Annotated in this window: 18 protein-coding genes; 1 reads left to right on the top strand and 17 read right to left on the bottom strand. The window is 46.0% G+C overall.

What is annotated here, in order from left to right; translation table 11 throughout:
* The first annotated feature begins 25 nt into the window (after positions 1 to 25).
* Positions 26 to 388: a helix-turn-helix domain-containing protein gene (locus BWP33_RS09535; protein WP_002641533.1), complete on the top strand. Its 363-nt coding sequence runs from the start codon at positions 26 to 28 to the stop codon at positions 386 to 388.
* On the opposite strand, the gene BWP33_RS09530 is transcribed toward BWP33_RS09535, so the two are convergent.
* The 17 genes from BWP33_RS09530 to BWP33_RS09450 form a co-directional block, all read right to left on the bottom strand.
* Entirely contained in the window at positions 385 to 1,134 is a 750-nt protein-coding gene (locus tag BWP33_RS09530; RefSeq protein WP_002641534.1) for a C40 family peptidase, read from the bottom strand. The two genes, BWP33_RS09535 and BWP33_RS09530, sit on opposite strands and share 4 nt — an antisense overlap.
* Positions 1,135 to 1,851 (bottom strand): phage minor tail protein L, encoded by a 717-nt coding sequence (locus tag BWP33_RS09525; protein ID WP_002641535.1) that lies wholly within the window; start codon positions 1,849 to 1,851, stop codon positions 1,135 to 1,137. It lies immediately after the preceding gene.
* A gap of 2 nt (positions 1,852 to 1,853) precedes the next feature.
* Entirely contained in the window at positions 1,854 to 2,165 is a 312-nt protein-coding gene (locus BWP33_RS09520; protein ID WP_002641536.1) for a phage tail protein, read from the bottom strand.
* A gap of 3 nt (positions 2,166 to 2,168) precedes the next feature.
* Positions 2,169 to 5,618, bottom strand: coding sequence for a phage tail length tape measure family protein (locus tag BWP33_RS09515; RefSeq protein WP_002641537.1), 3,450 nt, complete (start codon positions 5,616 to 5,618; stop codon positions 2,169 to 2,171).
* Entirely contained in the window at positions 5,611 to 5,934 is a 324-nt protein-coding gene (locus tag BWP33_RS09510) for a DUF1799 domain-containing protein (protein WP_224451241.1), read from the bottom strand. Before BWP33_RS09510 ends, BWP33_RS09515 begins: the two co-directional genes overlap by 8 nt.
* A complete protein-coding gene (locus BWP33_RS09505; protein ID WP_002641538.1) occupies positions 5,934 to 6,242 on the bottom strand; it encodes a phage tail assembly chaperone in 309 nt (102 codons plus the stop codon). The genes BWP33_RS09510 and BWP33_RS09505 overlap by 1 nt, the downstream gene beginning before the upstream one ends.
* A gap of 15 nt (positions 6,243 to 6,257) precedes the next feature.
* Positions 6,258 to 6,899, bottom strand: a complete 642-nt coding sequence (locus tag BWP33_RS09500; RefSeq protein WP_002641539.1) for a phage tail protein — start codon at positions 6,897 to 6,899, stop codon at positions 6,258 to 6,260.
* A 39-nt stretch (positions 6,900 to 6,938) separates the two neighbouring features.
* Positions 6,939 to 7,283 carry a DUF3168 domain-containing protein gene (locus tag BWP33_RS09495; protein ID WP_002641540.1) on the bottom strand — a complete coding sequence of 115 codons (345 nt, stop codon included), beginning with the start codon at positions 7,281 to 7,283 and terminating at the stop codon, positions 6,939 to 6,941.
* A complete protein-coding gene (locus BWP33_RS09490; protein ID WP_002641541.1) occupies positions 7,276 to 7,746 on the bottom strand; it encodes an HK97-gp10 family putative phage morphogenesis protein in 471 nt (156 codons plus the stop codon). Before BWP33_RS09490 ends, BWP33_RS09495 begins: the two co-directional genes overlap by 8 nt.
* 4 nt (positions 7,747 to 7,750) lie before the next feature.
* Positions 7,751 to 8,068 carry a phage head closure protein gene (locus BWP33_RS09485; RefSeq protein WP_002641542.1) on the bottom strand — a complete coding sequence of 106 codons (318 nt, stop codon included), beginning with the start codon at positions 8,066 to 8,068 and terminating at the stop codon, positions 7,751 to 7,753.
* Between the two features lie 62 nt (positions 8,069 to 8,130).
* Positions 8,131 to 8,544 (bottom strand): hypothetical protein, encoded by a 414-nt coding sequence (locus BWP33_RS09480; RefSeq protein ID WP_104930388.1) that lies wholly within the window; start codon positions 8,542 to 8,544, stop codon positions 8,131 to 8,133.
* A 92-nt stretch (positions 8,545 to 8,636) separates the two neighbouring features.
* Positions 8,637 to 8,849: a hypothetical protein gene (locus tag BWP33_RS09475; RefSeq protein ID WP_002641544.1), complete on the bottom strand. Its 213-nt coding sequence runs from the start codon at positions 8,847 to 8,849 to the stop codon at positions 8,637 to 8,639.
* Positions 8,850 to 8,903: 54 nt separating this feature from the next.
* The gene (locus BWP33_RS09470; protein WP_002641545.1) at positions 8,904 to 9,212 is read right to left on the bottom strand and encodes a head-tail connector protein; all 309 of its coding nucleotides are present in this window, start codon (positions 9,210 to 9,212) and stop codon (positions 8,904 to 8,906) included.
* Positions 9,209 to 9,475 (bottom strand): hypothetical protein, encoded by a 267-nt coding sequence (locus tag BWP33_RS09465; protein WP_002641546.1) that lies wholly within the window; start codon positions 9,473 to 9,475, stop codon positions 9,209 to 9,211. Before BWP33_RS09465 ends, BWP33_RS09470 begins: the two co-directional genes overlap by 4 nt.
* Positions 9,476 to 9,490: 15 nt before the next feature.
* On the bottom strand, positions 9,491 to 10,717 hold the full coding sequence (locus tag BWP33_RS09460; RefSeq protein ID WP_002641547.1) for a phage major capsid protein: 1,227 nt from the start codon (positions 10,715 to 10,717) through the stop codon (positions 9,491 to 9,493).
* Between the two features lie 3 nt (positions 10,718 to 10,720).
* On the bottom strand, positions 10,721 to 11,554 hold the full coding sequence (locus BWP33_RS09455; protein ID WP_002641548.1) for a head maturation protease, ClpP-related: 834 nt from the start codon (positions 11,552 to 11,554) through the stop codon (positions 10,721 to 10,723).
* A gap of 92 nt (positions 11,555 to 11,646) precedes the next feature.
* Positions 11,647 to 12,870 carry a phage portal protein gene (locus tag BWP33_RS09450; RefSeq protein WP_002641549.1) on the bottom strand — a complete coding sequence of 408 codons (1,224 nt, stop codon included), beginning with the start codon at positions 12,868 to 12,870 and terminating at the stop codon, positions 11,647 to 11,649.
* Positions 12,871 to 12,990 lie beyond the last annotated feature (120 nt).

Below are 12,990 nucleotides of genomic sequence, written 5' to 3'. Positions count from 1 at the left end.
CCCTGCCACACCACAAGGAAAAACCATGCAATATCAATATGTAAACGACCCACAAGGCAATCCTTTGTATGTACTTGTCCCTATTGCCGATTTTGAACGCTTAACCGCACATGACGAACAATGGGAAAACATCATTACCGAAAGTGATGAATTTGATAATGTGTCTATCCCAAATGAAGTAGTCAATATCATGTTTGACAAAGACGTTAGCCAAATCGCTGCATGGCGCATTTATCGCGGTCTCACACAAGCTCAAGCAGCCGAAAAAGCAGGTATCAGTCAAGCAGCGTTATCTCAAATTGAACGCAAAAATTCACGCCCACAAGCGCAAACGCGTGAACAATTCGCCCAAATCTACGATTGCGAACCCGACCAATTAGCAGGTTAATTGCTGTGTAATAGGTCATTAAAAATGGCAGCCATCATTTCAGGCTGCCATTTTTTGTGTCTCCAAACCGAATGAGTGCATTTTTGCCAATACTGATGATACGGCTCACGACGGCTCAAATGCTCATGCGCATGATGCAACATCTCGCCATCGCCCAAATAGAGCATCGCGTGTTCAGGTGTATTGCTGCCTGATTGCGTCAAAATCACATCGCCAGCGCGTAAATCATGCACACACTCAAACTCATCGGATTGCTCAAAATGGCGCAATAGCGTTTGTTGCTTAATATCCGTGTCTATATCAATGCGCGGACAGTCAGGCAAATCTAAACCGCATAAGTGGTAGGCATCTTGGATTAAACGGCAACAATCCGCATCATCATAAACAAATTCACGCCCACGCAAGTGGGGGATAGGCTTAAACCATTTTAATTGCCCATTTACCGCCAAAACCCATGGCAAATCGGTAGCTACTTGAGATTGTCTATCCGCCCCCGACAAAAACGGTTCGCCATTGGGGTGGGAATGAACAATCGCTTGCACCAAATCATCAGCAACATCATAAAAATCCCAATGAATTTCAAATGTTTTTGCTGGGTCTTTGGCTATGTTTTCCAGTTCCCAAAATTCATAGCCCGATGAAAATTTCATGATTGCGCCACACATCTCATTCGGCATAGCTTTGCGGGTTGCCTGAATGATTTTTTCATGAATACTTTCAGGAATATCTTTTAAATTTTCAAACATCTAGCTAACCTTATCACAAGACGGAAACGCCCCAAACGGCAACACCGCCGTTTTACCAAAACGCGCTTGGCAATCCAGCAAACGCCCACCGCAAGCGTCTTGCGTGGGGTCGCTGGTCGGCATACCAAAACGGTCAGCAACTGGCTTACCCATGTAGCCACATTCCGCGCCTCGATACTGCCAAACGCACACATTCGCCAACATCACACGCGCGGGAATCACCGCGCCATCGGCTTCGGACGGCGCGGAAAGTTCAAATACCGCTATCTCCGCGTTTAAGCTACTCAAACGCTCAATTAAATATTTAGAAACAATTTCTTGCGTACTATCCGCTTTGCTGTTTCCAGCCGTGAAATTGACCGCATCTAAAAATTGCGCGTAAGTTTGACGGCGCGTAACCACCGCGCCCACAAGCTGATTGTGTTTTTCCGCCAAACCCGTAACCAAACCCATCACGTTGGAAACGGTCAATTTCGGGCGATTGCTTGCGCCTTGCCCCGACAATTCAAAACCATCTGCCTTAATCGGATAACTTTGATATTGCTGACCTTTCCACACCACAAAATCCGCTTTTTCGCTTTGGATATTGCACAAACGCAATAATTCGCCCCCTAATGCGCGTAAATCCACTTCCCACAAGTCAATCAACACATCTTGTTCAAGCGCGGATAATGCTGTCAGCATTGCGCCCGACATTTGCTGTATTCGCTGGTTCATCGCTACACTTCCCTAAATTTAAAGGAGATTTTATAAATAATCCCACCCAATGGCTTGACGTGATACTCTGCGACACGCACGGTTGCATCGCGCCAACGGAATGACTTGACGCCGCCGTGGCGGTCAAAAAAGGCAACAATCATTTCAATCGTTGCCTTTTTTGCAGTAATAGACGCGTCCCATTCGCGCTTTTTGGTTCGTAAGCCTTTGGGCTGAATTTGCTGATAGCCATCCCCAAATTGCACTTCACGCACGTCAAATTTAGTCGTCTCACTAAAATCTTCTGTGTTGATTTTCCAAGTAAAAATTTCCATTTTTTAAGCTTTCGCTACGTTGTAAATGGCATTCCCAGGGCGACATTGTTCAAGAATGCGACTATCTGCAATTTCCGATATCATCTTACGCAATCCAGCTTGTACGCCTTCTTCTGCACCTTTGCGTGCTTCTTCCTGATTGCTGCCGCCCGACACGTTTACTGTGATATTGATAACAGGCACGGCAGTCGCTGCTGACAAACTGGCGCGTAAACCAGCCGTATTGACACCGCCACCGACTATTCCGCCCGATGAGTAACCTTTGGCACGGCGCAGCAGGTTTTCCACCGCGCCCACGCCGCCCAAAGTCCGCAGATTTTCTTGGCTCAAGACATATTCGCCTTTGTGAACAATACCCGCAGGTTCGTATTTGCCACCGTGCCCTGTGTAGCCACCGTCTGAAAATGCGCTCGATAAAGCAGAGCCCATCGCACCAATCCAACCACCTTGCCCCGACATTGTACTACTTGCTGATTTCATGGCGTTAAAAATTGCCATTTTAATCATCATCTTGGAAATATCTTCCAGCACAGATTTCGAAAAATCGCGGAAATTGGCTTTACCCGTTGCCACAAATTCCGCCAACGAATCCGCCATGCGCCCTGTGGTTTGTTCGACCATGCTCGACACTTCTTCACGCATAGATTTAAAACTGCCGATATACGACACCAAGCCATCACTCATGCCAGCCACCCAATTTTCGTCATGCTCTTGCTTGAGTTTAGCAAATTCCACTCGCGCTTGTTCTGCTGCGACTTTTTGCTGACCAAGCGCATTGATATAAACCGCGCTTGCGCCATCTGATGCTGCTTGCATGATTTTCATATCGTACTCACGCGCCAACGTCAGCTTTTCAATTTCAACTTTTGATTTGCCGACAAGCGACAATTCAAAGGCTTTTTGATTAAACTGCTCATTTGTTTTAATTGCCAAATCATCAAGCAAATCAGCGTATTTTTTGTTGGTTTCATACTGCTTTTGTGCTGTATCAATCGCTTGTTGCCGTGCCAAAATTTCAGCCTTCTGAACATCTGATAAATGCTTCAAACTGCCTGAATCCAACTCATATTGCAAACGCGCCATTTCCGTGTTTTTGCCCATTAATGCTTGTTTTTGGGTTAATTGCGCGATTTGCGCGTCTGCCAATGATTTGATTTTTTCCTGCGTTGCCAATTCGTCAGCTTGTCGCGCTTTAGCTAATTCACTGTTTTGTTGCGATTTTGTCCAGTTTTTGAATTCAGGGCGACTGCGTAAATCGCGCTCGTTATCAATCACGCGATGTTCACCTTTGGCGCGTAATTCGCGTTCAATTTGAGCGCGTAATTGCTTGGCTTGGGCTTGTTCTTGATATTGCTCAAAATCGGATTTTTTAACCGTTTTGGGTGGGTCAAATTCTTTATACAAACCTGCTTTACTAAATGCTTTTGCCGAGCCGTCATTTAAACTGGCAAATTTGGCGGCTGCTTCTTTATTGCGCCAATTAAAATGCCAATGATTACCCGTTGATACTGTACCATTTTTATTACGCTTGCCAGCGTGTTCAAATTGCACGAAAAAATCTTTTTCCGAAAAACCTAAATTAGCTAAATAGGCTTTGATTTTTTCGGGTACCGCAACCATTTGAGCGTGGGTCATTCGCGCATTTGGTGTGGCATCAAACGCCAAGCCATAATTATGCGAACTATTTTTGCCAATATGATATTTATCACGAAATGCACCAAAATGAACTAAATCTGTTCCTAACATTGATTGCAACGCGTGCGCCATCACATAAGTGCCAGCATGGGCTTTACCACCATATTCCGCACCCGCTTTCAAACGCAAACCTGCCGATGTGGTCGCAAAACCATATTTGCTGCCACGTGTTTCGGCTTTTTGTTCGCGCTGTGCCGCTTTCGCTTCGCGCTCTTTAATCGCGGCAATTTCGCGTTGATTGTGTGCAATCGTTTCACGCGCTTTTTTCGCCGCGACTTTATCGCCTGCTTTTTCCACCAATGCTAATTGTTCAGCCAGTTTTTTGTTTTCTTCAACCAGCTTTTGTGTTTGCGACAGCGTTTTTTCGTGTGCTTTGTGAATGGCACTTTGTGCCGCAATCGTGTTTTGCTGAATCAAGGCTTGCTGTTTTTGGTGGGCTGCCTGAATATCCGCACTGTCTTTGCGTTTTTGCAATTCATCAAGCTGTTGCTGTAGTGTTGCTTTTTCTTTGGCGATGGCACTTTCCGTCCAGCCATGCCCATAATCAAATAATCCTCTATCGACATTGTTTAAATCCGCCAATTTCGCTTTGATTTCTGTGAGTTGTTCGCTCATGGTTTCTTCGCGACCAAACGCTTTAGCCGCTTCCCACGCACCCATAATCGCGTTTTTCACGCCCAGCCAGCCTTTTTCAATATAACCCAAATTCTCCTTAACGGTTTCGCCCATGCGCCCTGTTTCTTCGGCGAATTTCTGTTGCACCAAACGCACTGCTTCTTGCTCTTTTCCTTGCTCCACTAGGGCGCGGACTTGGGCATACACTTCTGCTGTCATGCTGTTCAGGCTACCTGAAAGTTTCTCAACGGCTTTCACAGGGTCTTCGCCGATTTTGGCGTATTCCGCCACCACATCAGCAATTTCCTTGCCGCTTGCTTGGCTGTACACAATCACCGATTGCGCGAATTGCGCGTAATCACTTTCGGCAATTTTGCCTTGCTGTGCGAACGCCAACACTGCTTCACGCGCTGCACCCCAACTTTGCGTACTGTCGCCGACACGCGCCGCCAAATCACTCAAGCTATCCGCCGTCAAACCAGCACGGCTGCCTGAAAGCGTCAGCGCGTTTTCAAATTTACTTAATTCCTGACTGCCTTCATACACCGCATACGCCAACGTCCCGACCACGCCCACCGCGCCACCAACCGCCAACTTCATCGGCGACACCGCAGACGCAATGCCGCGAAACATATTACCAAAACCACCAAAACTGTCGCGCAGTTGCCCACCTTGTTGAATAGCAATGAGAAATGGCGATTGTCCGCCAGCTAATTGCGTAACAATATCCGTCATTTGCGCAGGCATCATGCGTAGGGCGTTGTTGTATTGTCCTTGTGAAATGGTGTTGCGATTGGTTTGCTGGCGCAGTCGCTCCAAGTCGTTGAGCATGGGTTCTAGGCGCGTGATATTAATGCCGCGTTGTTGCGCCAAACTTTCGTAATATTGACGGCTGCCACGTTCGCCTGCTTCGCGCAAGGCAATTTCACGCTGCAAACTGCGTTCAATGCTACGCGTGGCGCGTTCCTGTGCTTGCGCGGTTTGCGTGGCAGCCGTACCCACATTATTCAGGCTGCCTGCTGCTTGACCGCCAGCACGTCTTGCCGTATTCGCAAGATTATTCAGGCTGCTTTCCGCCTGTCGCACCCCTGTAGCAACACCGCTGGCATCCGCGCCAATGCGGATAATACTTTCATTACTCACGATTTTTATCCTTATGAAAAATATTCAAAGCTGCCGACTCACAAATCTGTATCTGCGACAATAATTCTTTTTGCTTTGATTTATCAATATGTTGCAAATCAAACAAACGAAATAAAATCGCATAATCCAAACCCACCGCGCCACCAAAACCCATACGCCATTGCGTACCCATCTGACAAAACAAATCCACCGCCAGCCAATGTTCTGCCCACACATCTGCCTGATTTTGCTCCGCCAAATCATCAAGCGTTAGCCCCCAAAACGCGAGTTCTTGGGGGCTAGGTGTAGGGACAAATAAGGCTTCAACGGCGGCAATTAGTTTTTTTCTGCGGCTTTGTAATATTCTTTTCCATATTCTTCAAAGACCGCACGCGCAAAATGGGGGTAATTATCCACCACTTTATCCAAATTTTGCGGCGTTAATTCTTCGTCTAAATCCCAGCCAGCCAAGACTTCACGCGCAAAATCTGCGTAAATAATGCCATCTTCGCCCAGCAAATCATTTAATTTAGATTGCGGATAATGTTTTACAGTCAAAGTAACGTCCGCATTTTCCAACTGCCCAGCGACAGGGATAGAGATGTTTAATTCAAAAGTGGGATTAGGATTTAATGTTAATTTCATGATTATTCCTTAAAATCAATAACGCACAGTCGGTGCAAGCAAAGAATATGACAAAGTAACCGCCATCACATTGCCTTTCTCAAAAGTCGGTACCTTATTAAAAGCAGGATAGCCGTTATAGCAAATTTGACCGCCATTTTTCAGGTCAATACGCATTGGCATAGGATTGCCTGTTTCACTTGTCGCATCTACTGCTTTATAGCCAGCTAAATCTGGGTCATCGGCAATGCTGAATTTAGCCACACGCGCCGATGTTGTAGTGGGGATTTGCTGCTCAAAGTCGTCTTCCAAAAACGAAAAATTGGCAAATTGCTGTTCACCGCCTTCAAATGAAGCCGTTAAAATCTGCGTGATTTGCGTAAAGCCACTCACTTTCTGAAACTCGCCCACGCCCGATGCCACAAGGTATTTTTTCGCATCACGCGCATCCACCCCCAATAATTTAAAACTGTTGGCATCAACCATTTCTACTTTCAGGCAGCGATTATGGGTATTTTTCCAGCCATTTTGCACCACAATAAAATCGCCTGTCGCCAAACCATGCCCCGTGCAAGTGGCGACAGGGGGATTAGCATTCGTGATTGCCGTGATTTTTTTGGCAGCTGCCAAAGCATTGCCAATGTGAACGGTTGCGCCATCAGGTAAACTTACAGCCATCGTTATATTTCCTTTAAAAAAATAGACGGTGTTAGCCGTCTAGGATTGTTCAAAAATCAAAAAATCTTGGCGCATACCGCGCCAATCCGTATCCACATCATGCACGGCAACCGTCGCGCCATTGCTGGATAATTCAGGCAGCCTGAATAAGCTCTGCTCAATTTGGCGGCTTAACTGCACCGCCTGAATACGCTCTATTGCCCACACGCTGATTTGTACACGCACTTCATACGCACCTTTGCGCTCTAAAAAACGGTGTCCAGCACCGCCCACACGCGACAAAATCATCAAAGGCGGTTTCGCTTTGGGCGGTGCAAAATCATGATAAATCGGCAAATTCGGTAAATCTGCTTTGATTTGCTTAATCAAAACTTGTTCAATCACTTTGCGCCACCGCCTTTCTGATGGTGTCAATAATCATCTGCTCCGCTTGCGCCTTTTTCGCATCAAAAGCAGGACGAATAAAAGGCGCAGGCGGAATATGCACCGTGCCATACTCCACCATGTGTACATACGGTACATAACCAATTTGCGAAGACCGTTTACGCCACGAAATCACATACTCTTCGCGCTCGCCGTCTTGCGATACATCATCTGCGTGTTTGATGTAAATAGATTGGCGCAGGCTGCCTGAAACAAAATAATATTTCCGCCCCACCGTACCATCTCTTTTGCGCCGACTGTAAAACCAATGTCCCTGCTCACTCATGGGCGCACGATTTTGTGTTTCTAAATACACCATTCTGGCAGCCCGATACACCGCAGGGCGCAAGGCTTCGCTTACCTTGTCTTGCAGCGTATTTAATTGTGCAAAAGCAGCCGACAAATCACAGTCAATAGACAACATCACACTATCCCACTTTCACACATACCAAATCCGTGTACGTCTTTTTCGTAAAATCATGCAGCACCGCATCCACCTGATAAATTTCGCCACGATAACGCACTTGCATGCCCGTAGTAATCCGCTCATTAAAACGTATGCGGATACTGGCTTTAACTGTTTCCGTCAGCGTGTCTGATTTCATGGCTTGGCTACCTGAAAGATGGCGGATATTTGCCCACAGGCGCAAAAAAAACGCCCATTGCTGGACGGTTGCGCCGACTTCATCGGTCGTTTCACTAAAATGCCAAATCTCTACGCGACTATTGAGTAAACCTGCTTGCATGATGTCTCCAATAAAAAACCGCCGTGCGATTTAGGGTGCAAGGCGGTTTATTATTCAATATTTTACATGGGCAACAAGCGCGGACGGCGATAAAGTCCGAAACTTATGCGGAATAAATTGTCTTTGTCTTTGCGAATTTGTTGTGTCTCAAAAACTGGATTACCACTCACACCACACAAACCCTTACCTTGTGGGTCGCTCACAATAGCAAATTGCCAATCGCCTTCAGGCAAATAAAATTCAGCTTTTTCGCCTACATCAAATCTAGCCAAAACGGTTTGACGGTACATAACACCAACATAACAACCACTTGCCAAAAAACCTTTATCACGGATAATTTGCACTTTAGCATAATCTTTATGCGGCTCTTGGTACGCCAAAACACGAGCAGGGTCAATCGGTTTTGCCGATAAACTATCTACAGGAGACGTTGGCGAAACACACGCAGTCAAACTGCTTAATAATACTGATAACATTAAGATTTTCTTCACTTTTGCAAACTCCACTAAAGTTAATAAAGTTTAAATTGTAAAGAAAATGAATCATTTTGGCTATAAATTTACCCAAATTAATAACGCACCAAAAACAGCGCACTCACTCCATTATCACGCTTTTCCAGCAGCCCCAGCTCAACCATATGGTCTAAATAATCACGCATGGCAGCCCACGAATAGCCAAATCCTGCTCTCACTTGCTCCGTATTGCTTAATGGATTTTCGCGCAAATAATCAATAATCCAATCGCGCGTAGAATCGTCTAGTTTCAACCAATCTCGCGCCATATTGCCACCTATTCACCAAAACGCCCTGTAGGTATCAACCATACAGGGCAATCATTACAAACCAGCGTGTTTGCGGTATTTATCCAAAATCCGCTCCGCTTCGCGTGGACGTTTCACCACATCTTCGCGGTAAGCATAGCGATAGCCAAATACCAACAACATCGCCGTTTTAATATCCGCATTAAATACCACGCCATTCGGGTCGCCATTGGCTAACTCTTCGGGCGTGGCATAGAGCGGACAATTTAGATAAGTCAAACAATGCGCGACAGCACCGTCTAACAATAATTGCACGGTGCCGTCTTCATCATCGCCATCAATGCGCTGCATGGCTTTGGCTTCTGCCAGCGTTACCCACGTCATACGCTATCCGCAGCCTGTTTAGACTGCGCCGTTTCAGATGGCTGCGTGTCCGTCTCTTGCATTTCGGACGGTTGTGTTTCAGGCTGCATTTCCATTGATGGCGTTTCAGACACATCATCTTTTTTCGCCTTTTTCGCTGCCAAACAGCCCAATTCACGCGCTGCTTCTTCCAATTCGGGCGGACATTCATCGCCTTTCTCATATTCAACAGGATACAGCACACCGTTTGGTACACCGCGAAATGCTTTAATTAATTTAGCCATAATTCAAACCTTTCATTATGCTGCAATTTTCAACAAGCGCACGGCTTCGGGATTGGTTACGCCACCGCCCACACGTTTGGTTGTGTAAAACTGTATAAACGGTTTGGCACTAAATGGGTCGCGTAATACGCTCACACCTTTGCGGTCTAAAATCATATAAGCGCGTTTCATATCGCCAAAAGCAATCGCCAAGGCATTAGCGACTACATCAGGCATTTCCGCCACCTCGTAGCATGGATAGCCCAACAAAGTGCTAGGCTGCCCTGCTTGCAAACTTGGTTGCCACAAATAATTGCCTGTTGTATCTTTCAGTTTACGCACTTTTGCCAAGGTTTTACGGTTCATCATAAACACGGCATTTTGTGAATAAGATTGTGGCAAGTCATACACTAAATCTAGCAAGCTATCTACGGTAATATCATTGGCATTGCCACTTTTGACTACTTTAATTGCGCCTAATGGGTGCTTATTGGCGCTTGTACCACCTTCGGCATAAGTCAATAAACCATACGGCTTGCCTTTTGCACCATCGCCCGAAATAAAGGCTTTGTTTTCCTGAATGGCAAATTCAGATTGCACTTCATTGGCTAAAAATACGCCCAAATCAATTTCGGCATCATCTAAAATTTGCTGCGTTGCCGATGGATTAGCGTACATTTCGCCTGTGGCAAACAGTTCTTTTTTAAATGTAGGCGTATCGGTTTTGGGTCGCGCATCTTCTTCACCCACCCAGCCACTTATTGCGCCGTGCATATTGTACAGCTTCTCAAAAGCGGGCTTACTGGTTGATTGCACATAAAAAATACTGCGTAACGGCGAGAATTCCTGCAATTTATCCGTAACCGTTCTGTCCCATTCAGTCGGAATTAAATAGCCACCGTTGCTGTCATCTGCTTTCTTCATATCAGCGCGAATATCGCCAGTACGCATAAAGGCTTGCATGGCTTCAATTTGCGCTTTTTCTTTGGCATTTACGCTGCCTGAACCGCCATTTAATTGCAGGGCATTAATCTGCTCTGTCATGGCATTTAATGCCGTTTCCGCTTCGGTTAATTTGGCTTGCAAGGCGGTTACATCTTCTGCTTTGGCTGTAGTTGCCAATTGCGCGGTTAAATCGGCAATTTCCTTGTCTTTTTTCGCCTTAAATTCGGCAATTTGAGCAAAGACTTTTTGTACATCTGCATCTTCATTGCTTTGTGCAAAAACTGCCATGATACCGCGTGTCAAAGTTTTTTGTTTCATGGTTTAATCCTTAAATAAATCAGAAAGTTGGTTTGATAAAGTTTGCCAGTCAGCGCGTGGTTTGACCGAAGAAAAACCGACATCAGCGCGTGGCGTGGTGTCGGTTTGGTAATTTTTCAGGATTTGGCGCGATTGGCTACGGCTTAATCCTTGGGCGCGTAATGCGCTTTCAATTTGGGCTTTGGCTTTGTGTCGTGCTTGGCTTGGGTCGGGCTGCTTGTCTGCTTTGGTGTGTAAATGCCCTGTTGCTAAACCGCATTCCACCGCCTCATCTGCATTTAGCCATGTTTCTGCATCCATCATGGCGGCAATTTCGGCTTCATCTTTGCCTGATTGGGCGACATAGAGTTTTGTCATTGCATTATCTAATTGTTCCATTAATTCAATGCTTTCTGCCAAATCTGCACGATTACCCACAACCACACCCCAGCAGTTGTGAATCATCATAAATGCACCTTCGCCCATTAAAATATTATCGCCTGCCATGGCAATCACGCTGGCTGCGCTGGCTGCATCGCCGATGACTTGCACCGTGATTTTATGGGGATGCGCTCGCAGCAGGTTGTAAATGGCGATACCGTCAAAATAATTACCGCCGGGGGAATTGATTGAAACGGTAATATCGCCTTTGCCTTTTAAAAACTCGGCTACGGCTTGCGGTGTAACAGGCGTATCGCTCCAGTCATCGCCCACCACGCCATACAACAGCAATACATCGCCTGATTGCGCCACAATCGGTTTATCGGTTTGGTAATGGTCTAATGCGTCTTGTCGTGGGTCAAAACTGATGTTTTTATTTTGCTTGGCTTGGATTTCAGGCAGCGTTTTTAGGCTCATTGCTTGCTTCCTTATCGTTTAAAGTTTTCATATTCTGTTGCGGCTAAATTTTAACATTGATTGGACTGCTTTGCAGTCCGCGCCTGATATCCCTAACCTAAAGGATGGGGCTTTACGGCGCATTCTGGTAACTTATCGGCTTCAGGGTCTTCAATGCGCGGAAAATCCGCTTTTTCGCGCACTTCATTTTGGGTTAGCCAACCTTTTGAACCACCGCTACCCAATGCCTTGCTGAAATAGGCTGCCTGTTCTTCGGGCGAACCGCGTAAAATGGCATCGGCATTAAATTTAAAGACCAGTTTGTGCTGCTCTTGTGGCGACAATAGCGCAAGCTGCAAGGCTTGTTCCCACATGGTAAAAATCGGCAATAAGCCGTACTGGTGGAAAAATCGCCCTAATTGTCCGATTCCGCTACCCCAACTAGTATCATCCATCATCAATAGGGGGCGTGGCACACCAAACAATCGCGCCACTTCTTCTATTTGATGGTTGCGCTGCTCAAGATGTTGCGCTTCGCTTGCGCTATTTGTCCACTTTTCTGCTTTCAGCCCTTCTTCCAAAATCATAAAATCGCCTGCGTTTTCTACGCCTTTGTGTCGCGTATTCATCTCATTTCGCAAGCGATTATAGGCTTGGTCGCTTAATGCGTTGGGCGTGGATAATGCACCGCCAGCCAACACGCCTTTGGTAAATAGGCTTTCGGCTGCATTTTCGGCATCAAAGGCTATCCCTAGGGCTTTGGCAGCAAGTTTAATGCGTGAGACACCAACAATGCCGTCTTCGCTTACATCGCGTAAATGCAGCACGTCTGCACCGCCCAAGATGACAATATTGCCTTTTTTGGTAGTAACGGTGTATTTCAGCGAAAAATCATCTTGTTGTTCTACAGTTACGTTGTTTGGGTGGATTGGGTGAAGGGATAGGATTTTGCCACCGACACCGCGTGTAATTTTGGCGTAAGCATTGCCGTATAACAGCACCCAAGACTGCAATAGCGTTTTAAATGTATAGGCGGTTTGGTAATTATTGGGCTTGTATTTCAACAAATAATAAAGGGGGTGGTCTTCCGCATTGTGTTTACTTGCGCCACGCTCCATTAAATTCAGGGGCAACATGCCGACTGTTTGGGCAATCAAGGTAACGCAGCGTAATACTGCCATATTGCTTAATGCTTTGCGGTCGCGCACTTGTGCACCTGTTTGCCCTGTACGGATAAATTCCAATAGCGCAGGGTCGTTTAAGCCGTTAAATTGTGTACCGCTTTGACTGGCTGCACGGAAATGGCGTTTGTTTTGCGATTTGTATTTTTTTGCCATGTTCTAGGCTGCCTGAAAAAAGGTTAACGCCATTCTCAACTCTATCTAATTAAGATATGGCAATTGAATAAAAAGGGGCATAACCCCACTCTTAAAGATACCCGTCAAGATAATCCGAAA

This window comes from Simonsiella muelleri ATCC 29453, assembly GCF_002951835.1.
Taxonomy (GTDB): domain Bacteria; phylum Pseudomonadota; class Gammaproteobacteria; order Burkholderiales; family Neisseriaceae; genus Simonsiella; species Simonsiella muelleri.
Note: the sequence above shows the minus strand (reverse complement) of the source record. Positions and strands in the feature narration are given on the sequence as shown.

What these genes read in the sequence shown, in the direction of transcription:
- BWP33_RS09535 (WP_002641533.1), top strand. Translation starts at nt 26, where the DNA reads ATGCAATATCAATATGTAAACGACCCACAAGGCAATCCTTTGTATGTA.
- BWP33_RS09530 (WP_002641534.1), bottom strand. Translation starts at nt 1,134, where the DNA reads ATGTTTGAAAATTTAAAAGATATTCCTGAAAGTATTCATGAAAAAATC.
- BWP33_RS09525 (WP_002641535.1), bottom strand. Translation starts at nt 1,851, where the DNA reads ATGAACCAGCGAATACAGCAAATGTCGGGCGCAATGCTGACAGCATTA.
- BWP33_RS09520 (WP_002641536.1), bottom strand. Translation starts at nt 2,165, where the DNA reads ATGGAAATTTTTACTTGGAAAATCAACACAGAAGATTTTAGTGAGACG.
- BWP33_RS09505 (WP_002641538.1), bottom strand. Translation starts at nt 6,242, where the DNA reads ATGAAATTAACATTAAATCCTAATCCCACTTTTGAATTAAACATCTCT.
- BWP33_RS09500 (WP_002641539.1), bottom strand. Translation starts at nt 6,899, where the DNA reads ATGGCTGTAAGTTTACCTGATGGCGCAACCGTTCACATTGGCAATGCT.
- BWP33_RS09490 (WP_002641541.1), bottom strand. Translation starts at nt 7,746, where the DNA reads ATGTTGTCTATTGACTGTGATTTGTCGGCTGCTTTTGCACAATTAAAT.
- BWP33_RS09485 (WP_002641542.1), bottom strand. Translation starts at nt 8,068, where the DNA reads ATGCAAGCAGGTTTACTCAATAGTCGCGTAGAGATTTGGCATTTTAGT.
- BWP33_RS09480 (WP_104930388.1), bottom strand. Translation starts at nt 8,544, where the DNA reads ATGTTATCAGTATTATTAAGCAGTTTGACTGCGTGTGTTTCGCCAACG.
- BWP33_RS09475 (WP_002641544.1), bottom strand. Translation starts at nt 8,849, where the DNA reads ATGGCGCGAGATTGGTTGAAACTAGACGATTCTACGCGCGATTGGATT.
- BWP33_RS09470 (WP_002641545.1), bottom strand. Translation starts at nt 9,212, where the DNA reads ATGACGTGGGTAACGCTGGCAGAAGCCAAAGCCATGCAGCGCATTGAT.
- BWP33_RS09465 (WP_002641546.1), bottom strand. Translation starts at nt 9,475, where the DNA reads ATGGCTAAATTAATTAAAGCATTTCGCGGTGTACCAAACGGTGTGCTG.
- BWP33_RS09460 (WP_002641547.1), bottom strand. Translation starts at nt 10,717, where the DNA reads ATGAAACAAAAAACTTTGACACGCGGTATCATGGCAGTTTTTGCACAA.
- BWP33_RS09455 (WP_002641548.1), bottom strand. Translation starts at nt 11,554, where the DNA reads ATGAGCCTAAAAACGCTGCCTGAAATCCAAGCCAAGCAAAATAAAAAC.
- BWP33_RS09450 (WP_002641549.1), bottom strand. Translation starts at nt 12,870, where the DNA reads ATGGCAAAAAAATACAAATCGCAAAACAAACGCCATTTCCGTGCAGCC.